At 62.1% G+C, this 16,956-nt stretch carries 14 protein-coding genes; 6 read left to right on the top strand and 8 right to left on the bottom strand.

What is annotated here, in order from left to right:
- The first annotated feature begins 219 nt into the window (after nucleotides 1-219).
- Entirely contained in the window at nucleotides 220-738 is a 519-nt protein-coding gene (locus tag MQW23_RS07430) for an invasion associated locus B family protein (RefSeq protein WP_252107229.1), read from the top strand.
- A gap of 52 nt (nucleotides 739-790) precedes the next feature.
- Here MQW23_RS07430 and MQW23_RS07425 read toward each other — a convergent pair whose 3' ends face one another.
- Together MQW23_RS07425 and MQW23_RS07420 are read right to left on the bottom strand one after the other, a co-directional pair.
- Nucleotides 791-1,840: a threonine aldolase family protein gene (locus tag MQW23_RS07425; protein ID WP_252107228.1), complete on the bottom strand. Its 1,050-nt coding sequence runs from the start codon at nucleotides 1,838-1,840 to the stop codon at nucleotides 791-793.
- Nucleotides 1,841-2,003: 163 nt separating this feature from the next.
- The gene (locus MQW23_RS07420) at nucleotides 2,004-4,025 is read right to left on the bottom strand and encodes an NADPH-dependent 2,4-dienoyl-CoA reductase (RefSeq protein WP_252107227.1); all 2,022 of its coding nucleotides are present in this window, start codon (nucleotides 4,023-4,025) and stop codon (nucleotides 2,004-2,006) included.
- Nucleotides 4,026-4,259: 234 nt separating this feature from the next.
- Here MQW23_RS07420 and MQW23_RS07415 point away from each other — a divergent pair, with 234 nt between their 5' ends.
- A complete protein-coding gene (locus MQW23_RS07415) occupies nucleotides 4,260-5,174 on the top strand; it encodes a DMT family transporter (protein WP_252107226.1) in 915 nt (304 codons plus the stop codon).
- Between the two features lie 53 nt (nucleotides 5,175-5,227).
- Nucleotides 5,228-6,796, top strand: coding sequence for a bifunctional GNAT family N-acetyltransferase/carbon-nitrogen hydrolase family protein (locus tag MQW23_RS07410; protein WP_252107225.1), 1,569 nt, complete (start codon nucleotides 5,228-5,230; stop codon nucleotides 6,794-6,796).
- 230 nt (nucleotides 6,797-7,026) lie between these two features.
- On the opposite strand, the gene MQW23_RS07405 is transcribed toward MQW23_RS07410, so the two are convergent.
- Nucleotides 7,027-7,329 (bottom strand): MGMT family protein, encoded by a 303-nt coding sequence (locus tag MQW23_RS07405; protein ID WP_252107224.1) that lies wholly within the window; start codon nucleotides 7,327-7,329, stop codon nucleotides 7,027-7,029.
- A 110-nt stretch (nucleotides 7,330-7,439) separates the two neighbouring features.
- On the bottom strand, nucleotides 7,440-8,891 hold the full coding sequence (locus MQW23_RS07400; RefSeq protein WP_252107223.1) for an alanine/glycine:cation symporter family protein: 1,452 nt from the start codon (nucleotides 8,889-8,891) through the stop codon (nucleotides 7,440-7,442).
- Between the two features lie 380 nt (nucleotides 8,892-9,271).
- Between MQW23_RS07400 and MQW23_RS07395 the strand changes: the two genes are divergently transcribed.
- On the top strand, nucleotides 9,272-10,009 hold the full coding sequence (locus tag MQW23_RS07395; protein WP_252107222.1) for a TVP38/TMEM64 family protein: 738 nt from the start codon (nucleotides 9,272-9,274) through the stop codon (nucleotides 10,007-10,009).
- Here MQW23_RS07395 and MQW23_RS07390 read toward each other — a convergent pair.
- Both MQW23_RS07390 and MQW23_RS07385 read right to left on the bottom strand, forming a co-directional pair.
- Nucleotides 9,991-12,234 (bottom strand): glycosyltransferase, encoded by a 2,244-nt coding sequence (locus MQW23_RS07390; RefSeq protein WP_252107221.1) that lies wholly within the window; start codon nucleotides 12,232-12,234, stop codon nucleotides 9,991-9,993. The two genes, MQW23_RS07395 and MQW23_RS07390, sit on opposite strands and share 19 nt — an antisense overlap.
- A gap of 137 nt (nucleotides 12,235-12,371) precedes the next feature.
- Nucleotides 12,372-12,791 (bottom strand): secondary thiamine-phosphate synthase enzyme YjbQ, encoded by a 420-nt coding sequence (locus MQW23_RS07385; protein ID WP_252107220.1) that lies wholly within the window; start codon nucleotides 12,789-12,791, stop codon nucleotides 12,372-12,374.
- Between the two features lie 95 nt (nucleotides 12,792-12,886).
- On the opposite strand from MQW23_RS07385, the gene MQW23_RS07380 reads away from it, so the two are divergent.
- Nucleotides 12,887-13,666, top strand: a complete 780-nt coding sequence (locus MQW23_RS07380) for a M90 family metallopeptidase (RefSeq protein WP_252107219.1) — start codon at nucleotides 12,887-12,889, stop codon at nucleotides 13,664-13,666.
- A gap of 1 nt (nucleotide 13,667) precedes the next feature.
- Here MQW23_RS07380 and MQW23_RS07375 read toward each other — a convergent pair whose 3' ends face one another.
- A complete protein-coding gene (locus MQW23_RS07375; protein ID WP_252107218.1) occupies nucleotides 13,668-14,585 on the bottom strand; it encodes a LysR family transcriptional regulator in 918 nt (305 codons plus the stop codon).
- 104 nt (nucleotides 14,586-14,689) lie between these two features.
- Here MQW23_RS07375 and MQW23_RS07370 point away from each other — a divergent pair, with 104 nt between their 5' ends.
- A complete protein-coding gene (locus MQW23_RS07370; protein ID WP_252107217.1) occupies nucleotides 14,690-15,763 on the top strand; it encodes a tartrate dehydrogenase in 1,074 nt (357 codons plus the stop codon).
- Here the strand turns inward: MQW23_RS07370 and MQW23_RS07365 are convergent.
- Nucleotides 15,760-16,938, bottom strand: a complete 1,179-nt coding sequence (locus MQW23_RS07365) for an alpha-hydroxy acid oxidase (RefSeq protein WP_252107216.1) — start codon at nucleotides 16,936-16,938, stop codon at nucleotides 15,760-15,762. The two genes, MQW23_RS07370 and MQW23_RS07365, sit on opposite strands and share 4 nt — an antisense overlap.
- Between the last annotated feature and the right edge of the window lie 18 nt (nucleotides 16,939-16,956).

Below are 16,956 nucleotides of genomic sequence, written 5' to 3'. Positions count from 1 at the left end.
GGATGTTTCGCCTACCGCTTTTACGCGGTACTGGAACCCGGGGGGCGGCTCATGTTCGAATGGGAAGCACTAACTCAGGTCACGCCGAAAGGCGCCTACCTGACCGTTGATACGCTTGCTTTCTATGCCTGCTTTTACAACACTGGCTGTTCCAACATTTGCTTTTCTGACGCTTGCTTTTACAACACTTGCTTTTACAACACCCGGAGATATGAACGTATGCCGATTCGTCGCGCGCTGATTACCGCTTTACTTCCCCTGCTGGCGGCCACCGCCGCTTCAACGGTTCAGGCCCAGCAGAGCGCCCCGAACGTCGATACCCAGCGCTTTCAGGATTGGGAAGTGCGCTGCCCTGCCGGCAATACCGGCCAGCAGAGCTGCACCATGAACCAGATCGTCAACAATCCGGACAGCAACGAGCCGCTGATGCGCGCCATGGTGGGCTACCCACCCCAGGCCCAGGGCATGGCGGTGATGGCCTTCGTCATGCCGCTGGGCGTTAACCTGGCGCCGGGCATGCAGCTGCAGGTCGACAGCAACGAGCCGGTCGGATTTCCCTACCAGTTCTGCCAAGAGCAGGGCTGCCGGGCGGATCTGCCGCTGGAAGCAAGCCTTCTGCAGCAGCTTCGCGGCGGCTCTACCGCGACCGTCAGCGCCATCGCGCCGGACGGCCAGCGTCTGGATCTGAACCTGTCGCTCATGGGCTTTACCAGCGCGAGCCAGCAAATCTCGCCCTGATCCCGCCTTCCCCGCACCGCACGCCGCACTTTCATGTGCGGCGCGCGCGTTTCTAGCGTGCGCTCATTGCCTCGCTGACATCGGCCAGAAGCTGGTCCAGAAGCTCGACGGTGGTGTTCCAGGCGCATACGAAGCGCGCCCCGCCGGCGCCGATGAAGGTATAGAACGTCCAGCCGCGGGCTCTTAACGTCTCGACCACGTGGGCAGGAAGCTCGACGAACACGCTGTTGGCTTGGGTGGGGAACATCAGCGATACATCGGGAAGCTGCTGCAAGCCCTCACTGAGATAGCGCGCCATGGCGTTGGCGTGCTGGGCATTGGTCAGCCAGGCGCCACTTTCCAAAAGCCCAAGCCAGGGGGCGGAGACGTAGCGCATCTTGGAGGCGAGCTGGCCGGCCTGCTTGCAGCGATAGGAGAAGTCCTCGGCGAGCTCGCGGTTGAAGAACAAAATCGCCTCGCCAAAGGCCAGCCCGTTTTTGGTGCCGGAAAAGCAGAGCGCGTCCACGCCCACCTGCCAGGTCAGCTCCGCCGGGCTTGCGCCCAGGCTTGCGCAGGCATTGGCGAAGCGCGCGCCGTCCATGTGCAGGCGAAGATCATGCTTGTCCGCCACCGCGCGAATGGCTAAAAGCTCCTCACGCGAATACACCGTCCCCACTTCGGTAGCCTGGGTGAGCGAGACGACTTTGGGCTTGGGATAATGGATGTCGGAGCGCTTGGTGACCAGCGCCTCGATGCCGTCCGGGGTGAGCTTGCCGTTGGCGCCGGGCGAGGTCAAAAGCTTGGCGCCGTTGGAGAAGAACTCCGGGCCGCCGCACTCGTCGGTTTCGATATGGGCGAGCTCGTGGCAGATCACGCTGTGGTAGCTGCGCCCCATGGCCGAAAGCGCCAGCGAGTTGGCGGCGGTACCGTTGAACACGAAAAACACGTCGCAGTCGAAATCGAACATTTCGCGAAATCGATCCGCCGCGCGCGCGGTCCAGGTATCGTTGCCGTAGGCCAGATCATCGCTATCGTTGGCCTTCATCAGGTACTGCATCGCTTCCGGGCAGATACCCGAGGTGTTGTCGCTGGCGAGAAACCGGGGGGTGCACTCCGAAGGCATGTTGGATGGGTCCTTGTGGCTGACGAGCGCGGGCGAGCTGGGTGCCACTCACCGGACGCTGCGGTACGAAAACGCCCGCGGCGAGCGGTACGCGCGCCGCGGGCAAGAGGGTCTCAGTCTAGCGCTAATCCAATGAAAGCGTCATACGGGCTCTAAACGCCGCCTAGAGCGTCGCCGCCAAGCGCATGCCCTGATCGATCGCCCGCTTGGCGTCGAGCTCGGAAGCTTCATCGGCGCCGCCGATCACGTACACCTCGCCCCCAGCGTGTTCAAGGGGTGTGACGAGATCGCGCACCGACTCCTGCCCGGCGCAGACCACGATGCTGTCCACCTTCAGCACCTGCTCTTCGCCGTTTTGGCGAATGTGCAGCCCCTCGTCGTCAATGCGCAGATATTCGCAGCCAACGAGGGTTTTCACTCCGCGCGCCTTGAGCGCGGCGCGGTGCACCCAGCCGGTGGTCTTGCCAAGGCCCTTGCCGGGCTTCGAGCTTTTACGCTGAAGCATGGTGATGCGCCGGGCCGGTACCGGCGGGTTGGGTGCCGTGAGGCCGCCACGCTCGCTGACCTTCAAATCCACGCCCCACTCCTGGCACCAAGCGTCTACATCGAGCGCCGGATGCCCCACGTGGGACAAAAGCTCGGAGACGTCGAAGCCGATGCCGCCGGCGCCGATCACCGCCACCTCGGGCCCGACACGGTCCGGCTGTTCAATCGCATCGGCGTAGCTAAGCACGCTCGGGTGATCCGCGCCGGGAAGATCGAGCGCGCGCGGCGTCACGCCGGTGGCGATCACCACCGCGTCGAAATCGGCAAGCGCCTCGGCGGTGGCTTCCATGTTCAGGCGCACCTTAACGGCGTATTTATCCAGCATGACGTGGAAGTAGCGCAGCGTTTCGTCGAACTCCTCCTTGCCGGGAATCTTGCGCGCGTAATTGAACTGCCCGCCAAGCTCGCCCTGGCGCTCGAACAGCGTCACCGCGTGGCCGCGGCCGGCCGCCGCCACCGCCGTGGCGAGCCCCGCCGGGCCGCCGCCGACCACCGCTACCCGCTTGGAAGTTTCAGTGGGTGCAAGGCTGAACTCGGTTTCGTGGCACGCCCGCGGGTTGACCAGACACGATGTCAGCTTGCCGGCGAAGGTGTGATCCAGACACGCCTGGTTGCAGGCGATACAGGTATTGATCTCATCGCTCTGGCCCTGGGCGGCCTTTTGCACCCAGGCCGGGTCGGCGAGAAACGGGCGCGCCATCGAGACCATGTCGGCGTGGCCCTCGGCCAGCACACGCTCGGCCACCTCCGGCATGTTAATGCGGTTGGTGGTGATCAGCGGAATCGACAGCGCCGAGCGAATCCGCTGGGTCACTTCGGTGAACGCCGCGCGCGGCACGCTGGTGACGATGGTCGGCACCCGCGCCTCGTGCCAGCCGATGCCGGTGTTGATCACGTTGGCTCCCGCCGCCTCGATCGCCTGGCCAAGCGCCACGACCTCCTCCCAGCTGCTGCCCTCTTCGACCAGATCGATCATCGAGAGGCGAAAGATGAGCAGAAAGCGCTCGCCCACCGCCTCGCGAATGCGCTTCACGATCTCCACCGGAAAGCGGATCCGCGCCTGAAAATCCCCGCCCCACTCATCATCGCGCTGGTTGGTGCGTCGGCAGATGAACTGATTGATCAGATACCCTTCCGAGCCCATCACCTCGACGCCGTCGTAGCCCGCTTTTTGGGCGAGCAGCGCGCAGCGCACGTAGTCGTCGATCTGCTGTTCGACCTCGTGGGTATCCAGCGCTCTTGGAGCGTGCGGGTTGATCGGCGCCTGCAGCGCCGAGGGCGCGACCAATTTCGGCGAGTAGGCGTAGCGCCCGGCGTGCAGAATCTGCATGCACAGATGCCCGCCCTCGGCGTGCACGGCGTCCACGACCTGGCGGTGCTCGGAAAGCTCTGACTCATCGACCAGAGCGCTCGCGCCTTCGAACACCGCGCCTTCCGGGTTGGGGGCGATGCCACCGGTGACGATCAAACTCACGCCCAAGCGAGCGCGCTCGGCGTAGAACGCCGCCAACCGGGCGAAGCCGCCACGGGTCTCCTCGAGATTGGTGTGCATCGAGCCCATCAGCACGCGGTTGGGGAGCGTCAGATGGCCAAGCGTTATGGGCGTGAACAGGTGCGGATAGGCGAGCGGCTTTGTCATCACGGTCTCTCGGCGTTGTTGAAGTCGTTATTAAAATCGTTGCTGGAATCGTTGTTGAAATCGTAGCAAGCGCTTTTACGGCGCGTTCTAAACAATATTCAAACAAGCGTATGACATTGGCCGGCCGGCGTACAGCGTCGGCGCCCTGTGGCGGCGCAAGGGTTTTGGTTTTGCCCTCTTGCCCACGCGCCAAAAGCGCGTCACATTAACCGGCTAACGAACAAGGAACCCGCTATGCCGTTGATTTACTTCCTCGCTCCGCTGGCCACGGTGATGATCTGGTCGGGCAACATGACCATCAACCAACTCACCGTCGGTACCATCGCGCCGAGCAGCATCGCCTTTTTGCGCTGGTTTCTCGCTTTGCTAGTCATGACGCCGCTGGTGCTGCCGGCCACGCTCAAGCATCTTCCGGAGATTCGCCGCAACTGGCCAAAGCTTGCCACGCTAGGGCTACTCGGCATGGGGCTTTGGCAGGGTCTTGGGTACGTGGCGGCGGAAACCACTACCGCCACCAACATGGGAATTCTCGCCGCCATGGTGCCGCTTTTGACGGTGCTTTTGAGCGCGCTGATTCTGCGCGAGCCGCCCACGCTTGGCGGGGTGATCGGCGGGCTGTTGGCGTTTGTCGGCGTGAGCATTCTGCTCGGCCAGGGCAACCCGCTGTCGCTTTTGAAGCTCGAGGTCGCCTTTGGCGATGCGCTGATGGTGATCGCCGCGATCTGCTACGCCCTTTACGGGGTGATGCTCAAGCGCTGGCAGATGAACCTGCCGCCTTGGGTGATGCTTTACGCCCAGGTCTGCTTTGCGGTGCTGTTTTTGCTGCCGCCCTATCTTCTGGGGCCGATGACGCCGATCGACGGCCAGAACGTCTGGCTGATTCTCTACGCCGGCATTCCCGCCTCGATCATTACCACCTTTTTGTGGATGCGCGCGGTGCGCCAGATCGGCGCCAACCAGGCGAGCATCTTCATCAATTTGATGCCGCTTTTTAGCGCGCTGATCGCCATGGCGTTTTTGGACGAGCGGATTGCAAGCTTTCATCTCTACGGCGGCCTGCTGATTCTGGCCGGCGTGATCATGGCGCAGACGCTCACCCGCCCGCTGGTCGGCATGGCCGGCAAAAAAGCCCGCAGCGCGCAGCAGTGATACACTAGTCACACTCTTTTTCACGTCTTTCTCAACGGTGGGTACCCACGACTATGTCCCTTGAAGAGCTGCATCTCAATCTTCGCAACCTGACGAGCGACGACTACGACCAGCTGAAAACGCTGATGGACGCGGTTTATCACGACATCGGCGGCGCCTGGCCCAAGCACACCATCGACAAACTGATCCAAGCCTTCCCCGACGGCCAGATCGCCATCGAGGACGACGGCGTGCTGGTGGGCGTGGCGCTCACCGTTCAGGTGGATTACGACGAGTTCTCCAATCCCCACCGCTACGACGATTTGATCGGCCACCGCGAAGTCATCCTCAATGACGAAGAGGGTGACGCGATGTACGGCCTCGACGTGCTGATTCACCCGGATTATCGCGGCTACCGGCTGGGCCGGCGCCTTTACGAGGCGCGCAAGGAGCTCTGCCGCTCGCACAACCTGCGCGCGATTCTCGCCGGTGGGCGCATTCCGGAGTATCATCAGTACGCCGACGAGCTGACACCGGCCCAGTACATCGACAAGGTCTCGCGCAAGGAGATCTACGATCCGATCTTATCGTTCCAGCTGGCCAACGACTTCCAGGTCAAGCGGCTGTTGCGCAAGTACCTGCCGGAGGACGCCCAGTCCCGCGGCTACGCTACGCTTCTGGAGTGGAACAACATCCTGTTCGAGCCCGCCGACAGCGTGCTCGATACCCGTCCCACTCAGGTACGCGTCGGCGCGGTGCAGTGGCAGATGCGTGAATTCTCCTCGGTGGAGGCCGCGCTTCAGCAGATCGAGTACTTCGTCGATGCGCTGTCGGATTACCAAAGCGACTTCGCCGTGTTCCCGGAGCTTTTCAACGCGCCGCTGATGGGCCTACAGGACCGTGCCGCCCAGCAGGACCAGATGGCCGCGGTGCGTTTTCTCGCCGGCTTTACCGAGCGCTTCAAAAGCGAGTTGTCGCGTATGGCGGTCTCCTACAACATCAACATCGTTGGCGGGTCGATGATCGAGGCAGGTGCAGACGACCGCCTCTACAACGTGGCGTACCTCTTTCACCGCGACGGCGAGATCGAAAAGCAGGCGAAGCTGCACATCACCCCTCAGGAGCGCCGCGACTGGGTAATCGAAGGCGGCGATGATCTGCAGGTGTTCGACACCGACGCCGGCCGCGTGGGTATTTTGATCTGCTATGACGTCGAGTTTCCGGAGCTTGGCCGGCTGCTCGCCGATCAGGACATGGACATTCTGTTCGTGCCCTTCTGGACCGACACCAAAAACGGCTACCTGCGCGTGCGTCACTGCGGCCAGGCCCGGGCGATCGAAAACGAGTGCTACGTGGTGCTATGCGGGAGTGTGGGCAACCTGCCGTCGATCGAGAACCTCGACATCCAGTACGCCCAGTCGGCGGTATTCACGCCCTCGGACTTCGCCTTCCCCCACGACGCGGTACTGGCGGAAACCACGCCCAACACCGAGATGATCTTCTTCTCGGATCTCGACCTGACGCGACTCACGGTGGTGCGCGCCGAAGGCTCGGTCACCAACCTGAAAGACCGCCGCAAGGATCTGTTCGACCTGCGCTGGCGCGACTGGTCCTGGAAGTCCGGGGCGAATCTGGACGATTGAGATAAAACAGACCATAACGCCGCCCCGGCCAACCCCGGCAGCGCTATGCGCTGCCGGGGTTGGCTAAAGCCTGCTCCTACGGTAGGTAGAGTTACAGCACTATTGTAGGAGCCCAATTCATTGGGCGATGGCGGCGTTAGCCGCCCCCGGGTGATAGCGGCCCGTTATGTGGCCATCCCGCCTAACACACCGGCAGCGCTGCGCGCTGCATCGCTGGCTGACGCCTGCTCCTACGGGGTGTCCGGCCATACCAGATGGCGCGGCACCCGGCCCTTGTCGTCGAAAGCAACCCCTTCGGCGCGCAGCTTTTCGTGCTGGCGGGCCGCACCGCCGTGGTCGGCCAGCGCAAGGCTTGCCGAGATCACCCGGTGCCAGGGAAGCTCGTGACCCTCGGGCAGATGCCGCATGGCGGAGCCGACCGAGCGCGCCGTGGCGCCTTCGGTCATCGCCGCGATACGCCCGTAGGTGGTCACCCGCCCTTCGGGAATTTGGGCCACGATGGTGTAGATCTGCTCCAGGATCACAGAGCGCATGAAGTAACCTCTTGGAGAGACATCAAGGAACGGCCGGTTCAACGCCGATCTTTTTAGCGCTAAAAGATGGCGCTGATCCCGGCAGTGCGGGGTCAGCGAGCGCTAGCGCGCTAGTCGCGGTCCGGCCAGGCGTTGGGGTCGACCTTGTGCGCGAGTTTCGGGAAGTCGCGAGGTCTGAACACCGGCTCTACCCCCGCCTTGAGCTGGGTTTCGTAATCGCGAAACAGCGCAAAGGCGATGGGCGACAGCATCAAAATCGCGACCAGGTTGATGATCGCCATGGTGCCCATGGAAAGGTTAGCGAAGTTCCAGATAGCCTCGAGACTCGCTCTCGCACCAATCATGATCATGCTAAGCACGGCGATACGATACACAAACACAGCTATGGTAGCGCGCCCCTTGGCGAGGTATTCGATATTGGACTCACCATAGGAATAATTGGCAATGATCGAGGTAAAGGCAAAGAGCAAAATACTCACGGCCACAAACATGCCGCCCCAATCGCCTACGTGGATTGAAAGCGCCATTTGAGTGAGCTGAATACCCTTGTTTTCATCGCCAGCTAAAAGCTCGGGGCCAGCCATGATGATGATCGCCGCCGTCGCGGTACAAATGACCAACGTATCTAAAAACACGCCGAGCATTTGAATGAATCCTTGGGCAGCCGGATGATCAGGCCGAGTGCTGGCAGTAGCCGCGGCGTTCGGCGCCGAGCCCATACCCGCCTCGTTGGAGAACAGTCCCCGCTGAATACCATTCATGATCGTTTGCGAGATCGCATATCCAACCACCCCGCCCGCGGCCTGATTCAGGCCAAATGCGCTTTGCAAGATCGTCATCAACGCAGCAGGAAAATCCGCTATGTTGAGACCAACTACCACTAGTGCCAGTATCAGGTATAACAGCGCCATCAACGGGACAACGAGCTCGGCCACCTTGGCAATCGATTTTAAACCACCAAAAATAATCGGTGAGACCACTACCACTAGCACAACGCCCATCACCCAAGTGGGAACATCGAAGGCCTGCTCCATTGCTTGGGCAATGGCATTTGACTGAACGCTATTGAAGGCCAAACCAAAGGCGATGATCAGACAGACCGAGAAGAGCACCGCCATCCAGCGAAGGCCAAGACCTCGCTCGATATATCGGGCCGGCCCGCCTCTAAAAGTGTTATCACCATGATCGGTCTTGTAAGCCTGGGCGAGCGTAGATTCAATAAAGCTGGTGGACATGCCGACGACGGCCGTCATCCACATCCAGAAGACAGCACCCGGGCCACCGTAGTAGATCGCGACCGCAACACCTGCCAGATTGCCGGTTCCTACTCGGGCTGCAAGGCTTGTCGAGAGTGCCTGGAAAGAGGAAACACCACCGTCAGCATGACGTGAGTTTTTAAGCAACTTGAACATGTGGCCAAAGTAGCGCGCCTGAATGCCACCAGTTCGTAACGTAAAATAAAGACCGGCGCCAAGTAGCAAATATATGAGCACATAGTCCCATAACAGCCCGTTGCCGAGCTCAACCGCCGAGTTCCAAAGCGGCGCAAAAGAGAAATCCATACAGGCACCTTTAATAACGTTTAAGCCGGGCCATTCTTCATGGCCAAGTGAAAATGGCAAGCAAATTCATTATTTCTTTAGTCTCACTGCTTGAATCGTTAAAGCGTGAGACGGCTATTCACAGCATCGTATTAGGCCTTAACCCCAGGCTCGCATGACACAGACATCATGCGCTTCGGTTTCTCTACCCAGTGATCGAACAAGACGTAAGCCGCCATTGAACGTCTTAAGACGGACAAAAAGCGATCCATGCAGATGCTCATCGTGGATAACAGGAAGGACTGGGCTATCGTTGAAGCGCAACTTGATGAGCGCCATCTTCAACCCACCGGCCGGCTAGCGTATGCTGACGCTCTTTGAAACGGCCGGTGATCAACAGGATGTCACGCACGCTTTTAAAGGGCCTGGGCCTGGTCGCCCTGCTTGTTACGCTCGCCTTCGGCTGGCGCTGGCTTCAGCACTCCGGGTACATGAGCGCCCAGGGGCTCAACGATGCCATTGAGTACGTCAGCCGGTGGCGCGACGCGCCCTGGATGTTCGCCGCGGTGCTGGTGGTGTACAACGCAACGCTTCTGGTGATGTTTCCGCTAACGCTTTTGGTGGTGGCCACCGGGCTTTTGTTCGGCCCGGCCTGGGGGCTTTTCTACGCCACGATCGGCACGCTGAGCTTTTCGGTACTCTCCTACTGGATCGGTCACTGGCTGGGGCGCGACGCGCTGATGGACTACGGCGGGCGCCACCTGCGGGGGCTGTCGGGCTATCTCTCCAAGCGCGGCATTCGCACCATGATCGTGATCAACGTGCTGCCGCTGGCGCCGTTTCCGCTCACCAACATGCTGGCCGGCGCCTTTCACCTGCGCTTTCGCGACTACATGATCGGCTCGACGATCGGCATCGTGCCGGGACTGGCCGCGGTGATTCTGCTGGGCAGCCAGCTCGGCGCGCTTTTGACCGCCGCCAGCAAGCGTGAAGTCGCCTTTGCGCTCGGCGGGCTGGCGCTGGGGGCGGTGCTTCTTTACGCCCTGAAGCGCTACGCCGATGCGCGGGCGGCGCGGCGCAAGGCTCAGCGTGCAGCACAAGACGAACCAACGCGTGAGGATCAGCGCGACGGCGTGTGATGCTGGGCCAGGGTTTGGGCGTAGAAGTGGGTGATTGCGTCGGCAAAGCGCTCGACGTCGTAATCTCTGGCAAAAGTCCTGGCCTGATCGCCAAGGGTGCGCCGTAGCGCGGCGTCCTCACCAAGTTCGAGCACCCGCTCGCCCCATACCCGCAGATTTTGCGGCGTCTTGAAGCCGTTGTAGCCGTCGCGCACCACGTCGTCGATACCGCTGGAGCGCACCGCCACCACCGGCAGCCCCGCCGCCATCGCCTCCAGAATCACCATGCCTTGGGTTTCCGAGGTCGAGGCGAACACGAACAGATCGCCTAGGTGGTAGTAGCTCGCCATCGCCTCCGGCGCAACGGCCCCCGTAAGCGTCACCCGATCCGTCAGTGCCAGCTCGTCGATGCGCGCCTGCAAGCTCTCCCGGTCCGGCCCGTCGCCAATCAGCAAAAGCCTTAGCCGCTCGCCGCCCTGGCCTTGAAGCTGCGCCAGCGCGTCGAGCATGAAGCCGATGTTCTTCTCACGGCTCACCCGCGAGACGCTGATCAACACCCGCTCGTTTTCGTCGATCTTCCAGCGCTCTTTGAGCGCCTCGACCTCACCGTCGTTCGCTTTCGCGTAGCGGCGGGTGTCGATCCCTGTGGGCTGCACCAGCGTCGGCGTTTTCACGCCGATCATGCGCAGGTACTCCTCCGCCGAGTAGGTCGGCACGATCACGCCGTCGCAGCGGTTGGAGAAGCGCTTGATCAGGTAGTGAGAAATCAGGTTGCGAAACAGCGCCCCAGGCAGCGGCACGAAGTGAGCGTAGTGTTCGAGCCGAGTGTGGTAGGTGTAGATCACCGGCACGTTCAAACGCCGCCCCATCCAGAGCCCCATCGACCCCAGCCAGAACGGGTGGTGAACGTGGATAATGTCCGGGCGAAACGCGCGAAGGCGCTGACGAAAGCGGCGGTTGAACGGGTTGGTGAGCCGAAACTCACGCTTTTCACCAAAGGCGATGAGCGTGGGCAGGCGCTCCACGCCGTCGTCGTCCTGGCGCTGCTCGGCGTAACGCGGCACCAGCAGCGTAACGCGATGGCCAAGCGCTGCCAGGCTTTTGCGCAGCCGCTCGACGGAGATCGACACACCGGAAACGAACGGAAAGTAGTTGTTCGACACCATCGCCACGCGCAGGGGCTTGCCAAGATAGGGGGTCGGGTCGAGATCGAAGTTCGGGTAGTAGTCGCGCTCTTCGAAAATCAGCCGGTAAAGGCGCATCGCCAGAAGCGTCAACAGCCCCACGATCAACAGAAAGCGCGGATAGCTGACGTAGAAAAACGCATAGATGGTCGAGGCGATACTGCCCAGCAGCCGCCACCAGCCGGGCTGGTCAACGTTCAGGCGAACCGGCGTGATCTTGACGCCGTCCTTGCCCACCTCGACCACCACGTAGTGGTGAAAGCTGCCCTGAATATCCATCAAAATACCGCCGGCGCCGCCGGTGGTGACGTAATCCACGCCGTCCAGCGTCTGGTGCGAATAGAGCGACAGGTTGGCCGAAAATAACGCGTCCACCCGGTAGCGCTCGGCAAGCGATTGAATGCCTTCGCTCAGACGCGGATCGTTCAAGTAGTTATCGGCCTCGAAAAGCGGCGCTTCGCTGATCACGTTGTGAAGCGGCAGCCCAACGAAAACGAAGCGGTGCGCGGCGGTCGAGGCGGAAAGCTCGCGCTCGAGCCAGTCGAGCTGCCAGGAGGTCGAGGATTTGCCCGTCCCGTCGAGGAAAATGAAGTGGCTGTCACCGGCCACGAAGGCGTAGAAGTGCGGGCCGAAATACTCGTAGAACAGGTAGCTTCCGAAGTCGCTGTCTTCGTTGTCGCCGTAGGTGAGTACGAAGGGCATCGTAAGCTTAGAGAGGCTTTCGTAAATCGCCCGGTAGCTCTCCTGCTGGCCGCTCGCCACGGCGTTGCCCGCCGAGACCATGAAGTCGAGCCCGCTTTCGTTGAGACTCGGCACGATCGTCTTGCCAAACACGTTCACCGAGTTATTGATGTTGCCCACCACCGCGAAACGGTAGTGATCGCGCCCGGTCAGCGCCGTGCGGATCTTCGACACCTCCAGCGTGTGAAGTGATTCGAACTCCGGCTCGCCGGCGTAGAGCCACACCTGGTGGATCACCAGCCCCGCGACCAGCGCCAGGTTGAGCGTAAAGGCAAGGCGCAGCCAGCGCTTGCGAGACAGACGAAGAAAACGTGGGACCATGGCGCTCGAGATGTTCGACAGGAAGGTGGACGTTGATGAAGCTGTCTTTGAAAAGCGGTCTTTAAAAATCGAAACAAAAACGGCCAAGCGTAGCACAGCCAAGGCGTCTCAGTGCTCAAACCGCTTCAAGGCAGCGGTCACTCGCCCTGAAGCGTTAGCACCAGCCGGCGGCGACCGCCGTGGTCGCGATGCTCGCACAGATAGATCCCCTGCCAGGTGCCCAGGTTCAATCGCCCGCGCGTCACCGGCACCTGCACGCTGGCGCCTAAAAGGCTCGCCTTGAGGTGGGCGGGCATGTCGTCGCTGCCTTCGAACACGTGCTGGTAATACGGCGCGTTTTCCGGCACCGCGCGGTTGAAGTGGCTTTCGAAATCCGCGCGCACCGTAGGGTCGGCGTTTTCATTGAGGGTGAGCGAGGCCGAGGTGTGCTGAATGAACACGTGTAAAAGCCCCGCCTCGACCGGTGGCATGTCATCGAGCGCGCGGGTAATTTCGTCGGTGATCAGATGAAAGCCGCGCGGGTGCGCCGCCAAGGTGATGTCACGCTGTTGCCACATGAACGTTCTCCTGTTCCGGATGGGCCTTGGGTCGAATTGGTGAAAGCTGATCGATTCCGCCACAATACGCAAGTTGCACGCCACTAAAGAGCCCCATGTTCAAACGCTGGTTCACCCGCACCCCCGCCTCGCCGCCGGCGGATAGCTGGCGTAAGGCCCGTCAGCAGACACCGCTTCTGGCTGCGCTTGCGCCGATGGAGGCCGAGCTTCTGGCCGAGCGGGCTTGGCAGTTTCTTCGCACCAAGCGCCTGACCCGTCACGCCGAGCTTTCAAACGCGCCGTTTGACGATGCCGACCGGCTGGCAATCGCCGGCCAGGCGTGCCTGCTCACGCTTGGCTGGAGCGATGCGGAACACCGCGAGGCTTTCGCCAACGTTCACGAGATCGTGATCCTGCCGGAAAGCTTCACCCGCGAGGTAGAAGAGATGGACGAGTTCGGCGTGGTGCATCAAGGCATCGACGAGCGCGTCGGCGAAACCTCCTACCAGGGCCCGGTCGTCATCGCCTACGCCGATCTGATCGAAAGCGGCGACTTCGTCGGCTTCAACGTGCTCATCCACGAGCTCGCCCACAAGCTCGACATGGGCAACTCCATGGATATCGACGGCTTCCCGCCGCTGCCCCGCTCGCTCTCGGCCAAGCGCTGGCACGCGGTGTTCTCGAGCGTCTGGGAGGATCTCAACGCCTGCCTCGAAAAGGGCCTCACCCCGCCCATCGACGACTACGCCGCCAGCCACCCCGGCGAGTGCTTCGCGGTGTGCTGCGAGTACTTCTTTACCGCGCCGGATCACCTGGTCGAGGCCTATCCAGCGCTTTATGAGCTGCTGTGCGACTACTTCAACCAAGCACCTTTGGGGCGGACTGAACGCCCCTGAATTAGGGTAGCGGCGGCACGCGCCCGGCCATTTCCCAGGCCAGCAAGTCGATGAACGCGCGCACCCGGGCGGGTACGTGACGCCTGGCCTGGTACACCGCGTAAAAATCCGCGCGCACCCCTAACCATTCGGGCAAGAGTGCGACCAGCGCCCCGCTCTTTAGATGCGCGTGCACGTCCCACCAGGATCGCAGCATGACGCCATGGCCGTCCAGCGCAAGCCTGGTGATTACCTCGGCATCGTTGCTCGAAAGCCGCCCGCTCACCTTCACCGACTGCGCCGGGCCGCGTTTGCACTTGGGCTCGAAGCGCCAGAGCGGGAAATCGGTGTCGTTCTCCTGCACCACCAGGCACGCGTGGCGGGTCAAATCCTGCGGGGTGTTGAGTACCGGCATGCGCTTGACGTAACCCGGTGCGGCGCACAGCACTCGGCGGCTTTCGAGAATCGGTCTTGCGATCAGCCGTGAATCCGGCGGCTCGCCGACGCGAATGCCAATATCCAGGCCGTGATCGGCCAGGCTCAGGGGAAAGTTGGTCAACTCCAGCCAGCCGTTCACGCCGGGGTGAGCGTGGCAAAACGCCGACAAAAGCGGCGCGACGTGGGCGCGGCCAAAACCGAAGGTGGCATTGATTCGCAGCGCCCCGTTCAGCGTTTGGCCTTGCGCCTCGTTGAGCGTGCCTTCGAGCTCGGCAAGCTCCTCGAGAATCAGCGAACCGCGCGCAAGGTAGCGCTCGCCTTCTGGTGTTAGCGTCAGCCGCCGGGTAGTGCGTGCGGCCAGGCTCACGCCCAGGCGGGCTTCGAGCTGTTTCAGGCGCTTGCTCACCGCCGACAGCGAAAGCCCAAGCGTGCGCGCCGCCGCGGTCAAGCTACCGGCTCGGGCCAGGTGCTGGAAAAAGGCAAGATCATCAAAAGCGGCCACGTATTCTCCACTCAAAAGCAACAATGGCTTGCAGTGTAGCCCGATTAATTCCCGCGCCAAAGCCGCTACACTCGGTTAAATATCCCAACACCGAGGAGCTCTTCATGGCCCACACCATTGCAGTGATTGCCGGCGACGGCATCGGCACCGAAGTCATGCCCGAAGGTATTCGCGCGCTCGAGGCCGCAGCGAAGCGCTTCAGTCTCGATCTGGACTTCACCACTTTCGAGTTCGGCAGCTGCGACTACTATTTGGAGCACGGCCAGATGATGCCGGACGACTGGTTCGAGCAGCTCAAGGGCTTCGATGCGCTTTTCTACGGCGCCGTCGGCTGGCCGGAGAAAGTGCCGGACCATATTTCGCTTTGGGGCTCGCTTTTGCAGTTTCGCCGCCGGTTCGACCAGTACATCAACCTGCGACCCTGCAAGCTGATGCCCGGCATCCAGAGCCCCTTGGCCGGCCGTAAGCCCGGCGACATCGATTTCTACGTGGTGCGCGAAAACACCGAGGGCGAGTACTCGAGCATCGGCGGCAAGATGTTCGAAGGCACCGAGCGCGAAATCGTAATTCAGGAAACCGTGATGAGCCGCACCGGCGTCGACCGCGTGCTGAAGTACGCGTTTGATCTCGCCAAAACCCGCCCGCGTCAGAAGCTCACCTCGGCGACCAAGTCCAACGGTATATCGATCACCATGCCCTACTGGGACGAGCGCGTCGCCGAGATGGCCAAGGCGTACCCGGACGTCAGTGTGGACAAGTTCCATATCGACATCCTGACCGCCAACTTCGTGCTTCACCCGGACTGGTTCGACGTGGTGGTGGGCAGCAACCTGTTCGGCGATATCCTCTCGGACCTGGGCCCGGCCTGCACCGGCACCATCGGCGTTGCCCCCTCGGCGAACATCAACCCGGAAGGCCATTTCCCGAGCCTGTTCGAGCCGGTCCACGGCAGTGCCCCGGACATCGCGGGTAAAGGCATCGCCAACCCGATCGGCCAGATCTGGTCCGGCGCGATGATGCTCGAACATCTGGGCCATGAAGAGGCCGGCAAGGCGGTGATCGACGCCATCGAAGCGGTGCTCGAAGAGGGGGATCCGCAGGTCTTGACGCGGGACGTCGGCGGGCAAGGCACGACCGAGACATTGGGCCGCGCGATCGCCGAGAAAATCGCGGGCTAAACCGGCGCTGTAAAGGAGTCGACGCGCCGGTCGATCAGGTGCTCGCGGCAAAGGTAATTGATATCGGTCACGCCCATGAGCGCAAGATCCCGGGTCAGTTCCTCCTTAACCAGTCTCAAGGCGTGGCGCACCCCGGCCTCGCCGGCGAAGGCGGCAGCGTAGTTCATCGGCCGGCCGATGAACACGAACGCCGCCCCCAGGGCGAGCGCCTTGATCACGTCGGTGCCGCGGCGAAAGCCGCTGTCGATCATCACCGGGATGTGCTCGACCGCTTCGACCACCCCAGGCAGCGCCTCGAGCGCGGCCGGGCTGTAGTCGAGCTGGCGCCCGCCGTGGTTGGAAACGATTACCGCGTCGCCACCCAGCGCCTCGACCCGCCTCGCATCCGCCGGGTTGAGAATACCCTTGACGATCAGCTTGCCGGGCCACAACGCCCTGACCCGCTCGAGATAGTCCCACTGCAGATGGCTGCGTCCGGAGAAGTCGCGGGTGACGTTTTTCGACATCACCGCGATGCCGCGGGTGGCGTAGTTGTTCTCGAAGTGCGGCATGCCGTGGCGGTAGATCGTGCGTAGAAAGGTGCCGAACAGCCAGCGCGGGCGCGTGATGCCATCAAGCGCCAAGCGCAGGCTCGGGCGCAGCGGCGACGAAAACCCGCTCTTGCGGTTGTTGTCGCTATTGGGCGGCACCGGGTAGTCCACGGTGATCACGAGCTTTTTGTACCCTGCGCGCTCGACGCGCGCCAGCAGCGCCTCGATCTCTTCGAACGTGCCGGGCAGGTAGGCCTGAAACCAGTCGGTCTCCCCCACCCGCAGCACCTCTTCCAGTGGGATCAGCGAGCTTCCGCTGAGAATCATCGGCACGCCTTCGCGGGCCGCCGCCCGGGCCTGAACGATATCGCCCCGGTAGGCGGACAGCGCGCTAATCCCCATCGGCGCGATGCCGAAGGGCGCGCGGTAGGTATCACCCAAAAGCTCGGTTTCAAGCGAAATGGCCGACACATCCACCAGCGCCTGAGGCATCAGCCCGAGTTGATCAAAGCAGCGGCGGTTCGCCGCGTGGGTATGGCCCTCCTCGGCGCTGTTGGCGATGTAGCCAAATAGCGGGCGCGGTAAGTGGCGGCGCCCCAGCGCTTCGAAGTCGTGCAGGTTGCGGGCTTTGTCGAGTCGGCTCACGCGAGATTCCTTGGAGGT

This window comes from Halomonas sp. S3-1-1 (genome assembly GCF_023757625.1).
Taxonomy (GTDB): Bacteria; Pseudomonadota; Gammaproteobacteria; order Pseudomonadales; family Halomonadaceae; genus Vreelandella.
Note: the sequence above shows the minus strand (reverse complement) of the source record. Positions and strands in the feature narration are given on the sequence as shown.